Annotated in this window: 25 protein-coding genes; 4 read left to right on the forward strand and 21 right to left on the reverse strand. The window is 37.5% G+C overall.

The window, feature by feature from the left end:
- Positions 1-48: 48 nt before the first annotated feature.
- From ACWNCI_RS12075 to ACWNCI_RS12105, 7 genes are all read right to left on the reverse strand, one after another.
- Positions 49-1,419 carry a DUF4153 domain-containing protein gene (locus ACWNCI_RS12075; protein WP_449388491.1) on the reverse strand — a complete coding sequence of 457 codons (1,371 nt, stop codon included), beginning with the start codon at positions 1,417-1,419 and terminating at the stop codon, positions 49-51.
- A gap of 19 nt (positions 1,420-1,438) precedes the next feature.
- Positions 1,439-1,924: a Coq4 family protein gene (locus ACWNCI_RS12080; RefSeq protein ID WP_449388492.1), complete on the reverse strand. Its 486-nt coding sequence runs from the start codon at positions 1,922-1,924 to the stop codon at positions 1,439-1,441.
- Between the two features lie 10 nt (positions 1,925-1,934).
- The gene (locus ACWNCI_RS12085; RefSeq protein ID WP_346984072.1) at positions 1,935-2,234 is read right to left on the reverse strand and encodes a hypothetical protein; all 300 of its coding nucleotides are present in this window, start codon (positions 2,232-2,234) and stop codon (positions 1,935-1,937) included.
- 22 nt (positions 2,235-2,256) lie between these two features.
- A complete protein-coding gene (locus tag ACWNCI_RS12090) occupies positions 2,257-2,547 on the reverse strand; it encodes a hypothetical protein (RefSeq protein ID WP_449388493.1) in 291 nt (96 codons plus the stop codon).
- A 64-nt stretch (positions 2,548-2,611) separates the two neighbouring features.
- Positions 2,612-2,902 carry a winged helix-turn-helix domain-containing protein gene (locus tag ACWNCI_RS12095; protein WP_449388494.1) on the reverse strand — a complete coding sequence of 97 codons (291 nt, stop codon included), beginning with the start codon at positions 2,900-2,902 and terminating at the stop codon, positions 2,612-2,614.
- 32 nt (positions 2,903-2,934) lie between these two features.
- A complete protein-coding gene (locus tag ACWNCI_RS12100; protein ID WP_346984069.1) occupies positions 2,935-3,552 on the reverse strand; it encodes a hypothetical protein in 618 nt (205 codons plus the stop codon).
- 151 nt (positions 3,553-3,703) lie between these two features.
- Positions 3,704-4,468, reverse strand: a complete 765-nt coding sequence (locus tag ACWNCI_RS12105) for an enoyl-CoA hydratase/isomerase family protein (protein ID WP_449388495.1) — start codon at positions 4,466-4,468, stop codon at positions 3,704-3,706.
- Positions 4,469-4,929: 461 nt separating this feature from the next.
- Between ACWNCI_RS12105 and ACWNCI_RS12110 the strand changes: the two genes are divergently transcribed.
- The 3 genes from ACWNCI_RS12110 to ACWNCI_RS12120 are packed head-to-tail and all read left to right on the forward strand — an operon-like array spanning position 4,930 to position 6,908.
- Positions 4,930-5,475 (forward strand): phage tail protein, encoded by a 546-nt coding sequence (locus ACWNCI_RS12110; RefSeq protein WP_449388496.1) that lies wholly within the window; start codon positions 4,930-4,932, stop codon positions 5,473-5,475.
- A 37-nt stretch (positions 5,476-5,512) separates the two neighbouring features.
- On the forward strand, positions 5,513-6,058 hold the full coding sequence (locus tag ACWNCI_RS12115) for a phage tail protein (RefSeq protein ID WP_449388497.1): 546 nt from the start codon (positions 5,513-5,515) through the stop codon (positions 6,056-6,058).
- 22 nt (positions 6,059-6,080) lie between these two features.
- Positions 6,081-6,908: a T9SS type A sorting domain-containing protein gene (locus ACWNCI_RS12120; protein ID WP_449388498.1), complete on the forward strand. Its 828-nt coding sequence runs from the start codon at positions 6,081-6,083 to the stop codon at positions 6,906-6,908.
- A 124-nt stretch (positions 6,909-7,032) separates the two neighbouring features.
- Here ACWNCI_RS12120 and ACWNCI_RS12125 read toward each other — a convergent pair whose 3' ends face one another.
- The 14 genes from ACWNCI_RS12125 to ACWNCI_RS12190 all read right to left on the reverse strand — a co-directional run bounded on the left by ACWNCI_RS12125 (position 7,033) and on the right by ACWNCI_RS12190 (position 20,840).
- Complete coding sequence (locus ACWNCI_RS12125; protein ID WP_449388499.1) at positions 7,033-7,716, reverse strand: SMUG2 DNA glycosylase family protein; 684 nt, start codon at positions 7,714-7,716, stop codon at positions 7,033-7,035.
- 57 nt (positions 7,717-7,773) lie between these two features.
- The gene (gene paaZ, locus ACWNCI_RS12130; RefSeq protein WP_449388500.1) at positions 7,774-10,269 is read right to left on the reverse strand and encodes a phenylacetic acid degradation bifunctional protein PaaZ; all 2,496 of its coding nucleotides are present in this window, start codon (positions 10,267-10,269) and stop codon (positions 7,774-7,776) included.
- A 78-nt stretch (positions 10,270-10,347) separates the two neighbouring features.
- Positions 10,348-10,941, reverse strand: coding sequence for an acyltransferase (locus ACWNCI_RS12135; protein ID WP_449388501.1), 594 nt, complete (start codon positions 10,939-10,941; stop codon positions 10,348-10,350).
- Positions 10,942-11,080: 139 nt separating this feature from the next.
- Entirely contained in the window at positions 11,081-12,286 is a 1,206-nt protein-coding gene (gene pcaF / locus ACWNCI_RS12140) for a 3-oxoadipyl-CoA thiolase (protein WP_449388502.1), read from the reverse strand.
- 89 nt (positions 12,287-12,375) lie between these two features.
- Positions 12,376-12,789 carry a PaaI family thioesterase gene (locus ACWNCI_RS12145; protein WP_449388503.1) on the reverse strand — a complete coding sequence of 138 codons (414 nt, stop codon included), beginning with the start codon at positions 12,787-12,789 and terminating at the stop codon, positions 12,376-12,378.
- Positions 12,790-13,063: 274 nt separating this feature from the next.
- Positions 13,064-13,375: a hypothetical protein gene (locus ACWNCI_RS12150; RefSeq protein WP_449388504.1), complete on the reverse strand. Its 312-nt coding sequence runs from the start codon at positions 13,373-13,375 to the stop codon at positions 13,064-13,066.
- A gap of 76 nt (positions 13,376-13,451) precedes the next feature.
- Positions 13,452-14,585 carry a 3-hydroxyacyl-CoA dehydrogenase NAD-binding domain-containing protein gene (locus ACWNCI_RS12155; protein ID WP_449388505.1) on the reverse strand — a complete coding sequence of 378 codons (1,134 nt, stop codon included), beginning with the start codon at positions 14,583-14,585 and terminating at the stop codon, positions 13,452-13,454.
- A gap of 106 nt (positions 14,586-14,691) precedes the next feature.
- A complete protein-coding gene (locus tag ACWNCI_RS12160; protein WP_449388506.1) occupies positions 14,692-15,492 on the reverse strand; it encodes an enoyl-CoA hydratase/isomerase family protein in 801 nt (266 codons plus the stop codon).
- Between the two features lie 125 nt (positions 15,493-15,617).
- On the reverse strand, positions 15,618-16,082 hold the full coding sequence (gene paaD, locus ACWNCI_RS12165; protein WP_346984057.1) for a 1,2-phenylacetyl-CoA epoxidase subunit PaaD: 465 nt from the start codon (positions 16,080-16,082) through the stop codon (positions 15,618-15,620).
- 78 nt (positions 16,083-16,160) lie between these two features.
- Positions 16,161-16,910 (reverse strand): 1,2-phenylacetyl-CoA epoxidase subunit PaaC, encoded by a 750-nt coding sequence (paaC, locus tag ACWNCI_RS12170; protein ID WP_449388507.1) that lies wholly within the window; start codon positions 16,908-16,910, stop codon positions 16,161-16,163.
- 84 nt (positions 16,911-16,994) lie between these two features.
- Positions 16,995-17,276, reverse strand: coding sequence for a 1,2-phenylacetyl-CoA epoxidase subunit PaaB (gene paaB, locus ACWNCI_RS12175; RefSeq protein ID WP_263601573.1), 282 nt, complete (start codon positions 17,274-17,276; stop codon positions 16,995-16,997).
- 110 nt (positions 17,277-17,386) lie between these two features.
- The gene (paaA, locus tag ACWNCI_RS12180; protein WP_346984055.1) at positions 17,387-18,325 is read right to left on the reverse strand and encodes a 1,2-phenylacetyl-CoA epoxidase subunit PaaA; all 939 of its coding nucleotides are present in this window, start codon (positions 18,323-18,325) and stop codon (positions 17,387-17,389) included.
- A 112-nt stretch (positions 18,326-18,437) separates the two neighbouring features.
- Entirely contained in the window at positions 18,438-19,523 is a 1,086-nt protein-coding gene (locus tag ACWNCI_RS12185; RefSeq protein WP_449388508.1) for a 2Fe-2S iron-sulfur cluster-binding protein, read from the reverse strand.
- On the reverse strand, positions 19,524-20,840 hold the full coding sequence (locus ACWNCI_RS12190; RefSeq protein WP_449388509.1) for a phenylacetate--CoA ligase family protein: 1,317 nt from the start codon (positions 20,838-20,840) through the stop codon (positions 19,524-19,526).
- Between the two features lie 404 nt (positions 20,841-21,244).
- Between ACWNCI_RS12190 and ACWNCI_RS12195 the strand changes: the two genes are divergently transcribed.
- Positions 21,245-23,107, forward strand: coding sequence for a M1 family metallopeptidase (locus ACWNCI_RS12195; RefSeq protein WP_449388510.1), 1,863 nt, complete (start codon positions 21,245-21,247; stop codon positions 23,105-23,107).
- The last annotated feature ends 6 nt before the right edge of the window (positions 23,108-23,113 follow it).

The raw sequence follows: 23,113 nt of genomic DNA on the forward strand, positions 1-23,113 counted from the left end.
ATTTAAAGGAAATCAATTATGGTTTATCATATTCTAAGTTTTTCATCATTATTTTATAGTTTGATAATATAAAATCTTTGAAAGCATTTTCTCTTCGTGTTGTGGTTTCACCTTATTTAGTATTTCCTGCTTAAGCTTCCCGTCATGCCTTTTTTCAGCATATTCCAACAATTGTTTTTCATTGAAATTAACTGTTGTTTCATAATAACTCAGTACAAAATCTTTACGTTTCATATTTTGGGAGGTAATGATTCCGCCCCAGTTGATGTAGCTGCAGGTCAGAATTGTTCCATAAATATACCATGTCATCGTATTGAAAAGGAATGCATTTCTTTTTCTGAGCTGTATTTTCATGAACGTCATCACCAGGCCTATGAATGAAAGAATTAAAAATGCATATACTCCAAGCCTTTTGTAAGTAAAGCCATAATTTTCAATGTATTCCGAGTTCTTTACCAGCGCTGAAATTACGAGAGCGGCATTCAGGAAGATCCATATTTTTGCTAAAATTCTCATTAAACGTGCTTTAGAATCAAAATTAAAGCTGGATTTAAAATAAAACATAATCACAAAAATGGCCATAACGATAGATATAATTACAACATTTACTCTCTCATGAGTTTCCTGTGAAAGCCGTGATGGACTTTTTACAGTTTCAAAAAACTGTTCATAGTTATAGGTGATAATGAAAAATATCAACAGAATATTCAAAGCCAGCAAGGAAATCACGCCACTCATTCTTTCCGTATCAAGGTCAAAGAAAGAATAGGTAGGTTTCAGAATTTTATCCCTTTCATTAAAATCATTATTTAAAATGGAATTGGTTTTATAAATAGTTTTTTCAACAACATAATTCCAATAATTAAATGCAACAAAAAGTCCCAGCGCTATCATGGCGATAAGCTGCCAGAAATTAATGTCAATTTCAATATTTGTGAAAAGATTGGCAAAATGATCACTTCCGGCTGAATAAATTCCAAAGAAAACAGCAATCAACAGTAACGGAATAAAGATAAACGCAAACATTTTCTGCCAGAATCCCGGAATTTTTCTTTTTGGCAGCCATTTGTCAAAGCTGAAGAACCTGCATAAAAATGTAGAACAGTTGGTAACAATAACCGGGATAAGCAAAAGAATTTTCATTCTTCTGTTTCTTGAGCGGTAGCCCAAAAGAATCACCGAGCTTACGACAGCCAGAAATGAAGGAAAATCTCCGTACCAGGCAAATGCTCCTGCCGATAATAAACTTGTGATCAAAAGGAAAAAGAAGGTGGTTGTTTTATTTTTCGCGGGTGTTCTGAAAAACGTAAGGACGGAATATATTACGGCTATAATTCCAAGATTCAGTCCGATATTTTGGTCATAAAACAGAATGATAAATAAAATAGTTGTGAGAAAGATATAATGATGTGTTTTCATAGTTTTTTTCATTTAAATATTAATACAAAACTTGTGTATTTTTCTGTTGAATAAACTCATTCAGATGTTCAAAATTCTGCCACAGTAATGCTTCAAAATCCCATTGATGAAAGGGGCGCATGTTCTGTCCTTTTTTGTATGCTTTGATATAAATCTTGTAGTATTCCGGTAAAATAATACTTCCCAAAACGATAGCCGCCAAAAGATGAGCGTTGAGTTTTCCATTTCCCAAAAGCAGGAACTGCATGGCAATTTCATCCTCGAAATTGGTTCCGCAGCCTGTGATCAGATGATGAACATCATGATTTTCCATCTTTGGAATCATGGTGAAACCGTGTTTCTTATAAAATTCACCTAATTTCCTACCTAATGAATCTTCCTGAAATTCAAGCAGCTGTTTTTCTGTAAACTGCCATTGTCTCTTCTTTTTCTTAAAATATTTTCGGTAAAGCTTTTGGGTTTTGTTGTAAATGAAAAGCAGAAATTGAACGCGTATTTTTTTCATAAAACAATTATTAAAGTTTAACAAGTTCGAAACCTATAAATGAATATAGCAATGCAATGGGAATATTGACAGTGAGAATCACTGCAGATTTTCGACATAAAGAAAACTGTCGTTTATTAAAGAATCCATACAGCAGCAAAATCCCTATGATTAATAGATTAATAGCGGTTGCAGCAAAAAGGTATAGATAACCAAATATCGCAAAATCAATATTTTCCGTAAAAATGTATCCGAAAAGAAAAATATTTCCGAGAACAAAAGAAAGTAATGTCGTAAACTTTCCTATATTTTGAATTGTTGAATCTTTCATGATTGATATTTTGAAATTAAATTCAGCTCCCCGCCAAAAAGCTCCCGAAAATACCTACAGCCAACTCGATCCAAACCAGACAAACGATCATCAGTATAACCAATGAAATCAGCACTTTGGTGATAAATGCCTTGTTGGAAAGCGCCACAAGATTTACGAAAAAAGCAGTTCCGAAAAGAATTACTGTTGCGACAATGAAATCAAAGATGGACCAATTCCAGTCTTTCATCAAAAGGTTCGCAAAAAATGCTGTAGCAAGCAATAAAGCAGGAACAGCGAAAATAATTGTTGTTTTTTGTTGTTTTGTAATCATTATTTCAATATTAAAATTATAAAGTACTTTGTATTTCAAAGTTTAAAATCAAAAAAAATTTGAGCTATTTTTCCAGCAATTTTTCCAGTCCATTCAAATGATCAGTGAAAGCCTTTCTCCCGTTTTGTGTAACACGATACGATGTTTTGGGTTTCTTCCCGACAAATTCTTTTTTCACTTCAATATAACCCGCCTTTTCCAATGCGTTACTGTGGCTTGCCAAATTGCCATCTGTGATCTCGAGCAGACTTTTCATTTCAGAAAAATCAACCCAGTCGTTGACCATCAGAACAGACATAATGCCCAATCTTACACGGCTTTCGAATTCTTTGTTGAGTTGATTTATCTTTATCATTATTATATCAATTTAGATCCGCAAAAGTAGTATTATTTATACTTAATATGCATGATCGTTCCATAAACAATATGCAGCACTCCGAACCCAATGGTCCAGAAAAGCAATCCCCAGCCCAAAATAAATAGTGAGATTAATCCCAAAATAATCTGGCAATATCCCAAATATTTTATATCGGTCAAAGTATATCTTTCCGCACTTACCAAAGCCAATCCATAAAAAATAAGGGTTGCCGGTGCTACAAAAACAAACAGATGATGATAAAGAAGGCCCAAGCAAAATAATCCACCGGTAACCAGCGGAACTGCAAAAGTGACAAGCAGTCGTTTTGTCGTTGCATCCCAGATCTTCAGTCCTTTCTTTCTACTTTTATGAGCTGTAAATAGATATCCGCTCAGAATGGCGACAATAAGGATAGCGGTTCCAATGAAAATCAGTTCTTTTACCAAAGAAGGTCCGAAAATATTCCTGTCACCATCAAAATAGTCGATCCCTTCTCTTTTAAAAACAAAATAGACATAAACGGCACCAATAATAGCAGCCAAACCCGCAACAACACCTGATAATCCGCTTAAAGAAATAAATCTTGAAGAACGCTCCATCATGGAACGAATGTGTGATAAGTCTTCGTGATAATTTTTTGATTCCATAAAAAGAACTTTGAATTACAAAGTTATTATTTTTTTTGAATATTCAAAATTTTTTTCAAAAAACTGTTTTAAATTAATGTTGAATTTTAAAATTTATATGAAAAACCGCCGAAAAATCCGACGGTTGTATTCAGAATAAAAAGACTTTGTTTTATTTCGTTCTTAGTCTTTCCTTAATAGATTCAATATTTTTCTTTGCTGAATCTTCCAGAATCAGGCTGGCGCTCATGTGAATCCTTGCCGGCATCAATTCATTAAAATGTTCAGTACCTTCCCAGGAAACTTTCTTGATTAAAGCTAAAGCATCACTACTTCTTGAAGCTAATGTATCAAGGAATTTCTCAAGCTTAGCATCCATTTGTTCAATATTTTCAGAAACGGAATGATAAATATTATGCTGTTCCGCCCATTCTGCCGACCTGAAATCTGCATCAATAGCCATTGCCGAAAACTGCGATTTCCCGATTTTTCTTTCTACATAAGGACCTATTACAAATGGGCCGATTCCCAGATTAATTTCCGTTAATGCCAACGCAGCATCCTTTGTTGCAAAACAGTAATCCGCGCCGCAGGCAATTCCTACTCCGCCGCCGGTAGTTTTTCCCTGAACCCTTACAACGACAATTTTACCGCAGCTTCTCATGGCATTCAGAACTTTGGCAAAACCTCCGAAAAATTTCGTAGATTTTTCCAGTTCTTCAATTTCCAGCAATTCATCAAAGCTAGCTCCGGCACAGAATGCTTTTTCGCCTTCGCTTTTTATAAGAATTGCTTTTACCTCATCTTTTGCGCCTTCGTCAAGAATGTTTTGAGCTAATTTTTCAAGAATCTCTCCGGGAAGAGAATTGCTTTTCGGGGTTCCGAAAGTAATTTCGGCGATATTGTTTTTCAGTTCGGATACTACGAATTCGTTCATTTTTAGTTTCATTGGATTTCTACAAAAATAATAAATAGAAAGCGTTCTGCCTGAATAAAATTTGATAAAATAATTGCTTGAAAAGCTTATTTGTCCGGTTAAAAATTTAAGCCTATCATCAGTATGCTTAGTATATTTTTAATCATTTTCTTTTAATAAGTTTACACGTAAGAGAATTTGTCAATTTTATTTTAATAAGCTATAAATAATTATCATTAGTAATAATTCAAAAATAAGCAAAAATAATAATCGAAAATTCATCATAATTAACAAATTATTAATATATTTGTTATGCATCCGTAGAAATACGGAATGTTCAATTTGGTATTTTCTACTCTATTTGAGCTTTCATGATTGTTGTTACTTTGAGGTGTGAATAATTATAGCAATTCACAATTAAAAGGCGGAATCCGAAAAGCCCAAAAAGAGTAGGAATTTAAAACTGAAAAAAATTAATAATCATGGACGACGAATTAATGGGCGTAATCAAAGTATTCTCAGGAAACTTTGCACCCAGAGGTTACATGCTATGCGACGGCAGCCTTTTAAGCATCGCAGAGTACACTGCTCTTTATTCAATTCTGGGAACAACCTACGGAGGTGACGGAAGAACAACATTTGGTCTGCCTAATCTAAATGGGCGTATTCCAATCGGTACAGGAACTTCAACTACAGGATTATCTTATGAATTGGGAGAAGAAGACGGATCACCTACGAATACGCTTCTTGCATCCAACCTGCCAAGTTTCGCAAGCCAGCTAAAGGTTTCTTCATCGAATGCGACAACAGCCGTACCTTCGATTACAACATCGCTTGCTGTAAGCGGAACGCAGGCCGGAAGAGATTTTATAACTGTTCCAAGCTTCATAGATGCAGCTCCGGATACAATGATATATCCGCAGTCTGTTGTTTTTATCGGTCAAAATATGCCTGTCAACAACATGCCTCCTTATTTAGGAATCAATTATATTATATGCGTAGAGGGAATTTATCCTTCAAGACCATAATTTTTTTTACAAGTACTAACAACCAAATACAATAATCATGGACGAAGAATTAATAGGAACCATCAAGCTTTTTGCAGGAAATTTTGCACCAAGAGGATATATGCTATGCAACGGTGCAATATTAAGTATAAATCAGAATCAGGCACTTTTTGCTATTCTGGGTACCACTTATGGTGGAGACGGAAGAACAACATTCGCTTTACCTAACCTGAACGGGCGTATGCCAATTGGCGCTGGAACTTCAAATACAGGCAAAAGTGCTGCTTTAGGTGAAGCTTCAGGAACACCTCAGACTACGATTCTCAATTCAAATCTTCCTTCAATGGTAAGCCAGATGAGAGTTTCAAAATCTAATGCAACCTCTGCTTCACCGTCATCATCTTCTTCAATTGCTGTATCAGGAACACAGGCTGGAAGAGATTTCATTTCAGTTCCGAGCTTTGTAGATGCAGCTCCCGATACGGTAATCAATCCGGGTTCAGTGACTTTTACAGGGCAGAATTTACCAATCAATAATATGCCTCCTTACTTAGGACTCAACTATATCATTTGTACAATAGGCATTTACCCATCGAGACAATAATAATAACCTTAAAATTTAAATCATGAAAAGTACTTTACTTTCTACCATCTGTGGTCTTTTCATTTCAATCCTTTCATTTGGACAGACCAGTACAGAACAGTTTGAAACAGAATCTAACGGAAGCACAAGCTTTACGGATAACGGAGTGATCTTCAATATTATATCAAATGTAAATACTTACGACATTCAGGCTGCTTATCCCGGCACAGGATGGAATGGCACCGCAGCCGACGGCAGGTATATCGACAATTCAGGATCGGGCAATCAATCAGCAGGGACATCTTTTAGTATTAAAACCACTTCCAACCTGTTTAAAGTCAACAGATTCTGGGTGTATGCTGCTGCTGCAAACACAACACTGGGAGTTGCCGGTACGCTTACTATCACAGGAAAACTTTCAGGAGTAACAAAGTTTACACAAACTAAAACAACAGGGTTTACTGCAACAACGGCTACTGCTAATGGATATACTTTGATTGATCTTACTAACCTAAACGGTCAAAATTACAGCAACATTGTCATTGATCAAATACAGGTTACTGCCGGTGGGAACTTCCAATATCTTGCTTTGGATGCATTTACCTGGGTAAAAGACAGCGGATTGGTATTGGCTGCCAATGAAGCAAAACCTTCTAAAAAGGAAATCAAAATGTATCCGAATCCTACGAGCGGACCTCTTACGATAGAAGCTGCAGAGAATTCTAAATTTGAAGTTTACAGCCAATCCGGGCAACTGGTGAAAACCGTTGAAGCCAGAAAAGGTGTAAATCAAACAGATATCAGCGAACTTCCAAAAGGAGTTTATATAGTAAAATCTTCTTCGGAATCATATAAAATCATCAAGAAGTAGTAAACTCTAAGTATATCAATAAGAACTAATAACCAGGAAAACTTTTGATATAATAATTTATACCGGGAAGATTCTAATACATAAGTGTGTGATGTAAGATCCTCTGAAATAATTCAGGGGATTTTTATTTTTTCAATGCTAAAATATATTTGTCAATATACAATTGCTTCTCTTTCGATTTATATTGCTGAATATATCGTGGATGTTCCAGAACTGTCATTTTTTTAAACAAATCGGCTTCCTGATTGAGCTTTGAGATGAAATCGGCATTCTTCTTTCCCATGATAAAAACTTCTGACGTATCAAGATTAAGACTAATATGCTTTTTTAAGGATTCAATCATGAAATTTTTCACGTCATTAAACAAAGATTTATCATCATAATAATTGGCATTGATCCAACCGCCTTTTGACTTTCTTACGATCGCCAGAGGAAATGGAGAATTGATGTAAACGTCTTTATAAAACGCTTCTGCACCACCATATTCTGCAATCATATCATATACAAATACCGATGAAACTTCATGTGTACGCGCTGAGACCATTGGAATTCCACAGACACTTTCCAGACGTTTGGTATCGGTGAAAGGTACACCTGTAACACCGGCTCCGTGTCGGCTAGGATTGATCCCGATAAGAAATTTCCGCGGATGAGAATCGTTATAAAATTTATGGTAAAATTGCTGCATTACTTTCAGTGTTTCAGGATTATCCAGATAAGGATTTAAAACCTGAAAATCATCAGGAAGTTTTCCTGAATAATGAAGATTACGGTTAAATTCTATTATTTTGTCTGCTAAATTTTCCACAATACAATATAAAAAAAATGTAGCAATTTATTGCTAAACTGCTACACGGGTAAATTGTTATATTAAATCAAACTGTTCAAAATGATGCGTGAAATGCTTCTTGTGCATCAGTTCCCACATTTCTTTATTCAGTTTTCCGAATACGAAATTCATATGTTCCGCCTGCGGATTTTCTTTGTAATAAATTATAAATCTTTTCAGATTATCCATAAAAGACTGTTTTGCCGCTTCCAGATTTTTATATCTCAAATCCAATAATTTTCCGTCTTCAGCTAAGAACGGAGCAGGGAAATCTTTCGGCATTTTTCGGTGGTTGTACAGGGAATCCTGCCATTTTTCCAGTTGTTCTTCCGGCGTGAAACATTTGTCAGCTTCCGGCTCACCAAGACTTACCAGAATACCGTGTTCCAAATGCTCGATCATTTGCTGAGGCGACATTTCCCCCCATTTTGGCTGCGTTGTTTCCGTTAAACCATTCAATGTTTTTTGAATACTTTTCACATTTAAATCAATGAAAGGAGACTGTTTGGCCACCAACGTTAAAATCGTTGCAACACAAACTGTTTCTTCTCTTTGGTTTACCACCTCAACCAGCCATTTCACCACTCCTGAAGGAATATTTCTTCCTTTTACACCGCGGTTGATCTTTTCTTTTGCCGTTAAATAAACAGTGATCGTATCTCCTGCATAAACAGGCTTGAAGAATGAACAGTTTTCCAGTCCGTAGTTGGCAATTACCGGTCCTTTTTTACCGGAAACAAACAGTCCTGCAGCTGCAGAAAGGATGAAATATCCGTGAGCAACTGTTTTATCAAAGATAGTTCCTGTTAAACTTGTTGCATCGGTGTGTGCGTAAAAATGATCCCAGGAAACATTGGAGAAATTCACAATATCGGCATCAGTTACGGTTCTTCCTGCAGTTTCAAGGGAATCACCAACTTCTACTTCTTCAAAATATTTCTGGAAAGGATGTTTGTCTGAATATTTCTTTTCGGCACCCTGCTGATATACTTTGGTTATCGCCGTCAAAATATCCGGGGAACCCTGAATCGCTGTTTTCTGAAGGAAGAAATGAAGACCGTTCAGTCCACCCATTTCCTCTCCTCCCCCGGCTCTTCCGGGACCGCCATGCATTAACGTTGGAAGTGGTGAGCCGTGACCCGTGCTTTCTTTCGCACTGTCTCTGTTTAACACAAAAATTCTACCATGTTGAGAAGCCATTTTCCAGGAAGTTTCTGCTACAAAATTGTTATCATGAGAAACAATTGAACCTACCAAACTTCCTTTTCCTTTTTTTGCCAAAGCGGCAGCTTCTTCCGCATCTTTATATGGCATTAACGTAGAAACCGGTCCGAACGCTTCCACATCGTGAGAGATATTTTTTTCGAAAGGTTTGTCATTTAAGAATAATTTCGGACTCATAAATGCTCCGTTTTCATAGTTGGCATCTACCAATTCGTGCTGGCCGTCATAGATCAGTTCGGTTTCAGCTTTCAGCAGATTGATCTTTCTTAAAACTTCATCATACTGCTGTTTTCCTACCAGAGAACCCATTCTTGTTTCTCTGCTTAACGGATTTCCGATTTTGGTCTGGTCTAAAGCTTTAGATAAAGCATACTGGACATCTCCGATTAAATTTTCAGGAACGATAATTCTTCGGATCGCCGTACATTTTTGTCCGGCTTTTGTGGTCATTTCGTTACGGACTTCTTTGATAAATAAATCGAATTCAGGCGTTCCGGGTTTTGCATCAAGTCCAAGAATTGAACAATTTAAAGAATCTGCTTCCATATTGAAGCGAACAGCATTTCCTGCCACCGACGGTAAGGATTTTAGCTTTCTTCCGGTCGTCGCAGAACCAGTGAATAACACAGAATCTCCATCCTGAACATAATCCAGAATATTTCCGGGCTCTCCGCAAACTAATTGTATGGCTCCTTCCGGAAGAATTCCGCTTTCGATCATATCCTGGAAAACAGCGTTCGTCAAATAAGATCCAAACGGAGAAGGCTTTACAATGGATGGAACACCTGCCAACAGTGAAGTCGACAGTTTTTCCAACATTCCCCAAACCGGAAAGTTGTAGGCATTGATCTGCACAGAAACTCCTTCACTCGGTGTCAGAATATGAGTTCCCAAGAAGGTCCCGTTTGCCGAAATTTTCTGAGTATCCCCATCTACCCAGAATGGTGTGTTCGGAAGCATTCTTTTTGCCAACCCTGAATATGTAAAGAAAGTACCGAAACCTCCTTCAATATCTACCCAGGAATCTACGTGTGTTGCCCCTGTTTTATAAGATAATTCGTAATATTTTTTCTTTCTTTCTAAAAGATAGAGTGCTACTTTTTTCAGCATTTCTCCACGGTCGTAGAAGGTCATGGAGGAAAGATTTTTGTAGCCTACTGTTCTTCCATAGTCAAGCGCCTGTTCAAAATTCAGGCCTTCTGTGTCGGAAATGGCAACCTGCTCGCCTGTAACAGCATTATACAGAGGAATTCCGTTTCCATTTCCTTCGATCCATTCGCCGTAGATATAGTTTTTTAGTTTTTGCATAAAATTTAATTTAACAATGTAGCAATATAACAGTTTACCAATTTAATTGTTACATTTATACACTGGTATATTGTTATATTATTTAACGTCATCCCAGATACTGTAATCCACAACTTTCGTAGGAATCTGCTGAACATATTCTGTGAAAGGTTCACAAGGCAAAATTGCGTCTTTGCCTTCTCTTGCCAGTTCCTGATATAGTCTTGTTCCTTCTGTTTTCCATTTGATCATTTCATCTGAAACATCACGGATAATTTTTGCAGGACTTCCGACAATTAATTTTCTTGAATCACATTTAAAATTTGCAGGAACAAAAGCCAAAGCCCCGATGATACATTCATCTCCGATGACAGCTTTGTCCATCACGACTGAATTCATTCCGACCAGACAGTTTTTTCCGATATGTCCGGAATGGATAATCGCACCGTGACCGATGTGTGCAGATTCTTCCAAAACAGTTTCAATACCCGGAAAAACATGAAGCGTGCAGTTTTCCTGAACATTGGCACCGTCTTTAACGATAATCTTTCCCCAATCTCCACGGATTATGGCATTGGGACCCACGTAAACTTCTTCACCGATTTCTACATTTCCAATAATAACCGCCTGCGGATGAACGTAAGCGGACGGTTTAATAATAGGTTTTATCCCGTGATATGAGTAGATATTCATAAATTTTTTTGTTAAAATTCAATGTAACAATGAATCAGTTTACCAATTTACCAATTGAAATTATTCTACAATTCAGTAGTAACTGACTTACAAAAACACTACATTGCTAAATTGGTATATTGTTACATTTATTGAAAAATTATACTTTTTCAATCACCATTGCATACCCTTGTCCGACACCGATACAAAGGGTGCACAGGGCATATTTTTTATTCTGTTTCTGCAATTCCATGGCGGCAGAGCCTACGATTCTCGCACCGGAAACTCCGAGTGGATGACCGATGGCAATGGCTCCTCCGTTTGGATTGACTCTTGAATCATCATCTTTTAAGCCCAAAGTTCTTGTTACCGCTAAAGCCTGAGCGGCAAAAGCTTCATTCAGTTCGATGACGTCCATATCTTCCAACGAAAGATTCAGTCTGTTCAATACTTTCTGAGCGGCCTCTACCGGACCAATTCCCATGATTCTAGGCTCAACACCGGCAACGGCTGAACCTAAAACTTTAGCAATAGGATGAAGACCATATTTTTTTACAGCCTCTTCGCCGGCTAAAATTAATGCTGCTGCACCATCGTTCATTCCTGAAGCATTTCCTGCTGTTACTGTTCCTTCTTTTCTGAAAGCCGGACGAAGTTTTCCCAAACCTTCCATTGAAGATGCCGGTTTGATGAATTCATCGGTATCAAAAACTTTAGGATCACCTTTTTTCTGTGGAATTTCAACTTTTACGATTTCTTCTGCCAGTCTTCCGCTTTCCTGAGCTTTGGTTGCTTTCTGCTGTGACCAAAGCGCAAATTTATCCTGATCTTCACGGCTGATGTTATGCATTTCTGCTAAATTTTCAGCAGTATCTCCCATACTGTCAACACCATACATCTCTTTCATTTTAGGATTTACAAATCTCCATCCGAAAGTAGTATCGAACATCTGGCTGTCTCTTCCGAAAGCCGTACTTGGTTTTGACATTACATATGGTGAACGCGTCATATGCTCTACACCACCCGCAATATAAATTTCACCCTCCCCGGCAGCAATGGCACGGAAAGCATTAGCTACCGCCGACATTCCCGAAGCACAAAGCCTGTTTACCGTTTCACCACCAATTTTATAAGGAAGTCCGGCCAACAGCAACGCCATTCTCGCCACGTTTCTGTTATCTTCGCCTGCCTGATTCGCACACCCGAAAATAACATCTTCAATTTCCTCAACGGGAACTTCCGGGTTTCTTGCCATAATTTCTTTAATAACTACCGCTGCCAGATCATCTGCACGAACTTCTGAAAGCCCTCCGCCTAATTTTGAAATGGGAGTTCTGATGTAGTCTATAATGTAAACGTTGTTCATTGTATTTGCTTTAGGCTTTAGGCTTTAAGCAGTAGGCTTGTCCAGCTTCGAAAAAGCTTACTGTCTATTGCTTAAAGCTTACTGCTTATTTATAATTCTGTTACTTTCTTCCCTATTTTGTACACTGTTCCGACAAATTTGGCAATCAGTTCGTCACTTTGATTGGTAATTTTGATGTCGTAAACAGCAGTTTTTCTGGTGTTGTTGACTAAGATGCTTTCTGCTCTGAAAACGTCTCCTTCTTTTCCGGCTTTGGTAAAATTGATGATACAATTCAATGCAACGGCAGCATCTCCCAAATTGTTGGACGAAAATGCCAGTGCAGAATCTGCAAAAGCAAAGGTAATTCCTCCGTGAACTGTTTTCAGCCCGTTGATCATTTCCTTTTTGATGGGCATTTCCAGTAAGCAATAATGCTCTTTAACTTCGATCAGTCTGATATTCATCCATTGGGAAAAAAAATCCTGATCGAACATATATTCTGCAACCTGTCTTGGTGTCATTTATTTTTATTTAAATTTTTAAACTTTATCACATCTTTCCAAGTATAGTCTCTACCATCTAAAATGAAGAAAGCTAAAAACATAAAGACGAAATAAAATATAAAACCGTACATATTCATGCTTTTTTCATCATCCCATCCGAAATAGTAAAAAAGAAATTTAATGATAGAAAAACCAATAACAAAAATGATTGCGTTTATTAGAGAGCGCAGAAAGTTTTTCTTTGTAAAAATTCTTTTAAGCATAATTTTCTAATATTTCAGATTTAAGTGTATTAGTGATGTGTTATTTTTTCATATAACTCATCCACTAATTGATCATAAATACTCATAGTTTTACCTAAGATCATCTGTCCATAAGTAAGACTTCCTGAATTTGATGGATTTTCTGTGGGATAAGAATCAGTCAAATTAATACCTTCTTCATTAGCAATTCTTTTAATCACCTCTTTATATTTTTCATTGAATTTCCCTAACAGCTCCAATCTTTCATCATATTTATCTGTCGAAGAAATTTCCTGAAGAATATATTCTTTTTCAATGAAAAGCCTGATTTTCAATTCGGCTCTGAATGATTCTATATTCATTTTAATGTAACAATTTATCAATGTAACAGTTTACCAATAGTTTTATTAATATTGATAAACTGTTACATTGGTACATTTATAATCTACGCAGTAACGGGCTTTGTCTGTATCTGTCTTCCTGATATTCATCATAAAGATTTTCAAGGACTTCAGAAACTAAATCGTAGCCAATTTCCTTACCCCACTGTAAAAGCCCTTTTGGATAATTTACGCCTTTCTGCATGGCTAATTCAAGATCTTCATCACTGGCGATGCCTAATCTTTTTGCTTCAACAGCTTCATTAATAAGCATGGAAAGAATTCTGTGGAAAATATCATCGTATAATACTTCATCTTTCTGAGGAACAGGCTTTTCTGCCCCTTCAGAATAATCGTAAAAGCCTTTTCCTGTCTTTCTGCCGTGAAGTTTGGCTTCCGACATCCTTTGCTGCAATAAAGACGGCTTATATTTCGGATCGTAAAAATATTCTTTATACACCGTTGTAGTCACGGAAAAATTCACATCAACGCCGATAAGATCCATTAATTCAAAAGGTCCCATTTTAAAGTTTCCTAAAGTTTTCATGGCATCATCCACCTGATCAGGAGTGGCAATATTTTCTTCAACAATTCTCAATGCTTCCCCGTAATAAGGACGCGCAATTCTATTCACGATGAATCCCGGAATATCTTTAGCGATGACAGGAGTTTTACCCCATTCTTTCATCAGGTTATAGATTTTCTCGGGTAAAGATTTATCCGTAAGCAGAGAAGGAATTACTTCTACTAAAGGCATCAGAGGAGCCGGGTTGAAGAAATGAATCCCGATAAACCGCTCAGGTTTTTTCAATTCGGCACCGAGAGAAGTGATAGAAATGGAAGATGTATTGGAACCAATGATACACGATTCGGAAACGTGGTTTTCCAGTTCTGTAAATACTTTGGTTTTGATTTCTTTATTTTCAACGATGGCTTCAATAATGAGTTCACAATCTTTGAAATCCTTTAATTCTGTAGCGATAGAGATATTGGTTAAAATTTCAGTCATTGTCTCGGCTGAAATTTTTTGCTTATCTACCAGTTTGGTCAGTGTTTTTTCAAGACCGACGGTCGCCGTTTCCACCTGTTTCGGATTGGCATCATAGACCCAAACTTTACAGCCGTTCGTGGCGGCCACCTGCGCGATGCCTATTCCCATAGTTCCGGCACCGATGATTCCTATATTCGTCATAATGTAACAGTGTATCAATGTAACAATGTAACAATCACTGTCATGCTGAGATTGTCGGAGCATCTCATTGGTAAACTGCTACATTGGTACATCGTTATATTAATTCTTATTTCCCTTTATAATCAGGTTTTCTTTTTTGTAAAAATGCATTTACGCCTTCAATGAAATCTTCGGTGGCTGCGGCTTCCTGTTGCAGGTCGGCCTCCAGTTCCAGCTGTTCTTTCAGTGTATTGTCGTAAGAATTAGCGAATGCTTTTTTGGTTAATTTAATTGCTGCAGTCGGCATATTGGCCATCTTTTCGAGAATTTCCATTGATTTTGAGTTGAATTCCTCTTCAGGGAAAACTTCTGCAACCAATCCATAGGCTTTTGATTCTTCTGCGGATAGCTTTTTGCCGGTAAAGGCAAGATAATTGGCCATTTGACGACCCAATAATCTAGGTAAAAAATACGTTCCTCCCGTATCAGGAATTAGTCCGATATTGGAGAAAGCCTGCGCAAAATAGGCTTTATCATTAGCTAAAACAAAATCACTGATCAACGCCAGCATGGCTCCGGCTCCTACTGCAGGGCCGTTTACCAATGCAACGACCGGTTTACGGCAACGGGTAATTTCCAGTACCAATGGATTGTAATAATCGGTTACAATTTTCCTGATGATATCATGATCGTGATGCTCTTTACCGTTTACGAAGGCATCATCGAGATTTTGGCCTGAACAGAAAGCTCTCCCTCTACCGGAGATCGCAACACATCGTACAGTCGGGTCTTCATTACATTCTTTAACAAAATCCTTCAGATCTGATAATGATGGCTTTGTAAGCGCATTCATGGTGTCAGGCTGGTTGAGATAAGCGATTTTTAATTTTCCTTCAAAGTGGCTCTCAATATCGAGTTGTGTGTACATAGTATTATTTTTTTTATTTAACAAATATAAAATAATGTAACAATGTAGCAGTATAACAATTTAACAATTATTATTCACTGCAATTTCATTGGTAAACTATTACATTGATACATTGTTATACTAATTTAATGGCATTTAAAATAATCAAAAGGTTCTAAGCAATCTAAACATTGATACGAAGCTTTACATAATGTAGATCCGAACCTGCTGATCTGTTTTGAATTCATAGAACCACATCGCGGACATTTCTTAGGTTTGCCGATATGATGTTCATCTGCTCCTTTTTCAGGAGGAGTAATTCCGTAAACGCGAAGTTTTTCCCTTGCTTCATCGGTCAGCCAGTCTGTTGTCCAGATCGGAAACATTTTGGTGACGACTTTTGTCTCCCACCCGTTTTGTTTCATGATCTTGATGATGTCTTCCTCAATAGTAAACATGGCGGGACAGGCCGAATAAGTAGGCGTGATCGTTACTTCGCAAGAATTCTCACCAGTAACTTTCGCCTCTCTTACAATGCCTAATTCCACAATATTGATCACAGGAATTTCCGGATCGGGAACGAGTTCTAATATGTCTAAAGGATCTCTCAATTTAATCTAACAATTTAACAGTCTATCAATATACCAATCATTGCCAGACTGCTACATTGATATATTGGTACATTTTATTTACCACGTACAACCCGGATATGCTCGCTGCATATACTGCAATTCACAAAGGATATATCCAAAATATTCTGTGTGATAACCTGTTCTGGATTTTGGCTGCATGAAAGGATTTGCCGGATATTCTAAGCCGAAATCTGCAAAATCTTTTTGGGTGATAGCCAGAAAATCTTCATAAAGCGCATCTGCATTAGGAGCAATATTTAATGCTACCAAATCATTTTCACCTTCTGTTTTTGCGAATAGACCTTTTGTATATTCCCAGATATTTTCGATTGTTTTTACCAGTCGGGATTTACTTTCTTCCGTTCCCTGAGCAAAAATTTTCATCCAGGAAGCTGCGTGCGTATAATGATATCTTACTTCTTTCAAAGACTTTTGAGCAATGGCAGAAAGTTCTTCATTCGCAGAATTTGATAATGCTTCATACATCAGCTTTTGATATACTGCGAAAACATACACTTTCAAAATTGTCTGTGCATAATCTTCGTTGGGAAGTTCAGTCCAGTGTGCATTTACGTATTCATGTTCATATCTTAAAAAGGCAAGATCATCTTCGCTTTTTCCGTCATCAATAAGCCTTGAAGCGTACACATAAAAGTTGTTGGCCTGTCCAAGTTCATCCAGTGCGATATTCGTCAGCGCAATATCTTCCTCAAGATAAGGACCTTCACCGCACCACTCAGACAAACGTTGTCCCATGATGAAGCTGTCGTCTGCCAGTTTTAATAAATAATTGTATAATGGATTCATTGTTTATAGATTTAAAGACTGAGAGACATGAGACGAAGAGATTTTAAAATCTCATATCTGTTGTCTATTGATCTCATGTCTCATTTACATATTTTTTACATCATTCGGAATTTCGTAGAACGTCGGGTGACGGTACAACTTGTCATCAGCCGGATCGAAGAAAGCTTCTTTATCAATCCCTTCTGAAGTGACAATATATTTACTTGGAACCACCCAAACTGAAGTCCCTTCTTTTCTCCTTGTGTAAACGTCTCTTGCATTCTGCAAAGCCATTTCAGCTGTTGGTGCCTGTACCACTCCAACGTGTTTGTGAGATAATCCCGGTTTAGTCTGAATAAACACTTCCCACATATCTAAATTTGCCATAATTAAAATTAATTTAACAATGTATCAATGTAACAGTTTAACAATAATGAGATTTCTTCGCTTCGCTTAGAATAACAATAGGATTGTTACATTTTTACATTGGTATATTGTTATATTGAAATTTTTTCCTGTTTTTCTGCAAAAGCTGCTGCGGCTTCTTTTACCCAAGAATTTTCTCTTTGAGCTTTTCTTTTTGTTTCAATACGCTTCTTGTTGCAAGGTCCGTTACCTTTTAAGATTTCCATGAATTCATCCCAAGGAAGCTCTCCGAAATCATAATGCTGTCTTTCTTCATTCCATTTCAGATCTTTATCAGGAATGGTTAATCCTAAAAACTCTGCCTGAGCAACCGTAACATCGATGAATCTCTGACGAAGACTGTCGTTGCTTTCTCTTTTCACTCTGTAATTCATAGATATTTTAGAGTTGGGTGAGCTGTCGTCATTCGGTCCGAACATCATTAAAGCCGGCCACCAGAAACGGTTTAACGAAGCCTGAGCCATTTCTTTCTGTTGTTTGGTTCCACGGCAAAGGGCCATTAAAATCTCATAGCCTTGTCTTTGATGAAAAGATTCTTCTTTACAGATTTTCACCATTGCTCTTGAATAAGGACCGTAAGAATTTCCCATCAGCATCACTTGGTTCATAATTGCAGCACCGTCTACCAGCCAACCGATTGCGCCGATATCTGCCCAACTCAACGTCGGATAATTGAATATGCTGGAATATTTTGCTTTTCCTGAAAGCATATCGTCATACGTAGCATCTCTGTCTGCCCTTACCGTTCCGTCACCTAAAGTTTCTGTTGCGGAATAAAGGTATAAACCATGACCTGCCTCGTCCTGAACTTTTGCCAAAAGAGCCATTTTTCTTCTCAATGACGGCGCTCTGGAAATCCAGTTGGCTTCCGGCAACATTCCCACGATTTCGGAATGCGCGTGCTGTGAGATCTGACGAACCAATAATTTCCTGTAATCGTCAGGCATTACATCTTTTGGCTCTACTTTATTTTCATCGTGTACGTATTGTACAAATTTTTCTAAATCCATAATTTTTTAATTTGAAAATTAATTAATTTGAAAATTTGAGAATTAGGCAATTTGAAAATTAACATAATAATAGCATTTTCAAATTAGCACATTGACTCATTTTCAAATTGAATTAAACATCATAATTCAACATCACCACATTCGTTGTCGGGTGACACTGGCAGGTAAGAACGTAACCTCTGGCTACTTCTTCTTCGGTAAGCGCGTAGTTTTTCTCCATGAAAACTTCTCCTTCCAAAACTTCCGCTTTACACGTACAGCACACTCCTCCTTTACACGCAAAAGGTACGGGAAGATTGTCTTTCAATGCTTTATCTAAGATACTCTCTTTTTTTGAGTTGAGGTGGAACGAATATTCATCATCATCAATAATTACCGTTACCATACTTTCGATATTGGCAATAGCTTTGAATTCATCACTCATTTCTTCCGTATTTTCTTCATCCGGAGCAGTAAAATATTCAAATAAAACCTGAATGGCCGGTACTTTTTTATCTTTTTTAAGATAATCTGCAACGCTCTTAATCATCTCTGAAGGACCACAAATGAAATAGGTAGATTCTTTAACGTCAATTTCAGGATGTCTTTCAAACAGCTGCTCCAGCTTATCCGGACAGATTCTTCCTTCAAATAATTGATCTTCATGCTTTTCGCGGCTAACCATATAGATTACTTTCAGCCTTCCGTTGAATTGTTGTACCAGTTTATCAATTTCAGCTTTTTTCATAACGTGATTCATGCCTCTGTTGCTGTAGAACAGGTACGCGTTTGAATTCGGCTCCTGGTAAAGGCTTTCTTTAATATTGGACAACACCGGAGAAATTCCGCTTCCTGCCGCCAAACCAATATAGGTTTTCACATTGGTCGGGTGATAAGACGTGTTAAAACCGCCCATCGGGGGCATCACTTCCAGCAGTTCATCCATGTGAAGATGTTCGTTGAAATATCCTGAAACTTTTCCGCCTTCCAATAATTTTACCAATACTTCCAATGTATTGCTTTTTTCGCTGGGTGCATTGCAGATAGAATAAGAACGTCTTTCTTCATTTCCGTCGATCATCATTCTGAAATTAAGATACTGTCCCTGCTTAAACCTGAATTTATCCTTCAGCTCCTCAGGAATTTCCACGGCTACGTTTACGGCATCCGTTGTATCTTTCTGAACCTTAACCGTTTTTAGTTTATAAAATGAATTCATTTATTTTTTAAGTATTCTGTTAATTTTTCCACCTTCGCATTTCGGAAGACTGTCTTGGGCATGAATTTTTACTTTCGTTGTGATTCCTACCCGCTTTTTAATTTCGTTTTCTATATTTTTTCCGAAATTTCCGACAAAAATAGCATAATCATCGGTATTTAAACTTAAATTTTGCGCCCTGACCAATTCATCATCTACTTCCACATCAATATCCAGCGCGACACACATTTGTTCTTTTTCAACAGGTGTCAGATAATAATTTGGAACAACACCTTCCACATGAGAGAATGCTTCTTCAATCTGGCTTGGGTAAACATTTACGCCTCTCACAATCAGCATATCATCCGCTCTTCCAAGAATAGGTTTCATCTTCACCATAGTTCTTTTACCGTTTTCATCGTAGTAAAGACTGGTAATATCGTTCGTCCAGTAACGCAACAGCGGCATTGCCTTTTTCGTTAAAGTTGTGATTACCAAAACTCCTTCTTCCCCAAATGGAACCGGCTGTTTCGTAACCGGATCTAAGATTTCAGGATAAAAATGATCTTCCCATATGTAAGAACCTCCTTTTTCTTCAAAATCCTCTACCGACACTCCCGGACCGATTATTTCACTTAAACCATAAATATTGGTCGCATGAACGCCTAATCTTTCTTCAATATGATGCCTGATAATTTCCGTCCATGGTTCTGAACCTAAAACGGCATATTGTAAGCTGATTTCCTCTGCGGAAATTCCACGTTTTGCAAATTCATCAGCCAGCGTTAAAGCATAAGAAGGTGAACAGCAAAGAACTTCAGGTTTAAAATCTATAATTAAATCCACCTGTCTGGCTGTCATTCCTCCTGAAATCGGCAACACACTCATTCCTAATTTCTCGGCTCCGTAATGAAGTCCCAGTCCGCCGGTGAAAATCCCATAACCATAAGCATTGTGTAACTGCATTCCTGGTTTTGCTCCCGCTGCGTTTAACGATCTCGCCACTACTTCGCTGAATAAATCAACATCTTCTCTGGTATATCCTACTACTGTCGGTTTTCCCGTTGTTCCGCTGGAGCAGTGAATTCTCTGCAGCTCATTTTTCGGAACGGTAAATAATCCGAACGGATAATTGTCTCTCAAATCCTGTTTGTAAGTAATCGGCAGTTTAGCAATATCATCAATGGATTGTATATCTTCCGGTGCGAGCCCAGACTCCATGAATTTCCCTGCATAAAACTCCGATTTCTCACCAAGATAATGTACCAAATTAACCAATCTTTCAGACTGTAAAGCCCGCAACTGATTCAATTCTAAATATTCCACTGAAAAATCCATACTAAACTAACTAACACTTGTTAGGTGTAAATGTAAAAAGATTTTTTGTTTCTGACAAATTTTTATGATTTTCGTCATGTGCGTTTATTTTAATTGTAAAAAGATTGGAATCATTTAAGAAAATCTCCTAAGCAGTTTCATTTACCAGAGTGAAAAAAAACAATATCCTATTTACGAGAAAAAAGGAATTTAAAGTACAGTTGTTTTCCATTTATTCTATATTTCCGTCAGGGCAAAATAGTTTATCTTTGTCGTTCTGTTGTGATGATTTTTTGGCAATCAAATGAAGAGATGACAGCAGAAATGGTTTAAATATTTTGTAGTTAATAAATAATTGACAGTCATTATTTTATTGTCTTTTTTTGCTACTTTTATGGTAAATTAAAAATGATAACAAAACTTAAATGAGAAGATTGGTTTGGGGTTTGTTGCTATTGAATTCATGGCAACTTTCCGCTCAGGAACTTTATATGCCCAGAAATATTAAAAAAGCATATGAAAACGGAACCCGCGATTTGTCGGGCGCTCCAGGGAAAAATTACTGGCAGAATAAAGGAATTTATAATGTAGACGTAAAAGTAGACGCCACTACAAAAATGGTTTCGGGGAAAGAAACTATTCTTTATACCAATAACAGCCCTAACAGTCTTAACGAACTGGCCATCCGATTTGTAAATAATTTACATAAACCTCAGTCTCCGAGATCAGGAATGGTTTCCAAAGATTTTCTATCGTCCGGATTACATATCAAATCATTTGTGGTAAATGGTGAAAAATATAACGTCAACAGTGAAAATTGGGGAACTGTTGAAAAGGTAAAATTGCATTCAGCTTTAAAATCTAAAACGAAAGCGGAAATAAAAATAGAATGGGAATACCCACTCTCGGTACAAAGCGGAAGAGAGGGACAGATTGATCCGGAAACCTTCTATGTGGCCTATTCTTTTCCAAGGATTTCTGTGTATGATGATTACAATGGCTGGGATATGCTTCCTCATTCCGACAGGCAGGAGTTTTATAATGATTTTAATGATTACAGCTTTGCCATCACTGCTCCCAAAAACTATGTAGTCTGGGCAACAGGAGATTTCCTGAACCCTGAAGCAGTTCTTCAGCCTTTATATTTAAAAAAATACAAATCTTCATTAAAAAGCGACAAGATAATTCATGTCGCTACTGAGCATGAAATGAAATCCGGTAAAGTTACCAAGCAGAATAAATGGAATGTCTGGAAATTTAAAGCCAGCCACATTACGGATTTCTGCTTTGCATTAAGCAATCATTACGCGTGGGATGCATCCAGTGTTCAGCTAAAAACAAAAAGAGCCAGCGTACAGGCCGCTTACAAAGCCGATGCAAAGGATTTTGAACATTATGTAGAATGGATGCGCTACAACCTGGATTGGTTTTCAAAAAACTGGCCGGGCGTGGAATATCCTTATAATGTAATGACAGCAGTTCAGGGATACGCAGATATGGAATACCCGATGATGATCAACGACACCAGTATTCCTGATGATTTTCAGGATGCAAGGTTAACGGCGGATCACGAAATTGCACATACTTATTTCCCTTTTTATATGGGAATTAACGAAACCCGATATGCTTTCATGGATGAAGGCTGGGCAACTACGCTGGAATATCTCATCGGAATTGATGAGAACGGCGAGGCAAAGGCTAAAGAGTTTTATAAAAATTTCAGGGTAAAAAGATGGATCAACGATCCTTCTGCAGAACAGGATCAACCGCTCATTACAATGAGTACGCAGGTAAGTGGTGCGGGATATGGCAACAACTCTTATGTAAAAGCATCTTTATCTTATTTAGCTTTGAAAGATTATCTCGGAGACGATCTGTTTAAAAAAGCACTTCATCATTATATGAACAACTGGAATGGGAAACATCCGATTCCGTGGGACTATTTTTATTCGATGAATACAGGTTCAGGGAAAAACCTCAACTGGTTTTTCAATAATTGGTTTTATACGAATAATTATATTGATCTTAAGGCTGCAGGAGCCAGCCAGGCAAATAATCTTCTTACCGTAAACATCAGCAATATCGGCGGCTTTGCCATTCCTTTTGATGCAGAAATAAAGTATGATGACGAAACGGTTGAAAAACTGCACTTCTCACCTTCTGTATGGGAAAAAGACCAGAAACAGACCATGCTGACGATTCCCATCACAAAGAAAGTAAAATCTGTGAATATCGACGGTGGCATCTTTATGGATTACACACCCGAAGACAATCAGAAAATGCTTTAAAATACA

It is taken from the genome of Chryseobacterium lineare, from assembly GCF_977014045.1.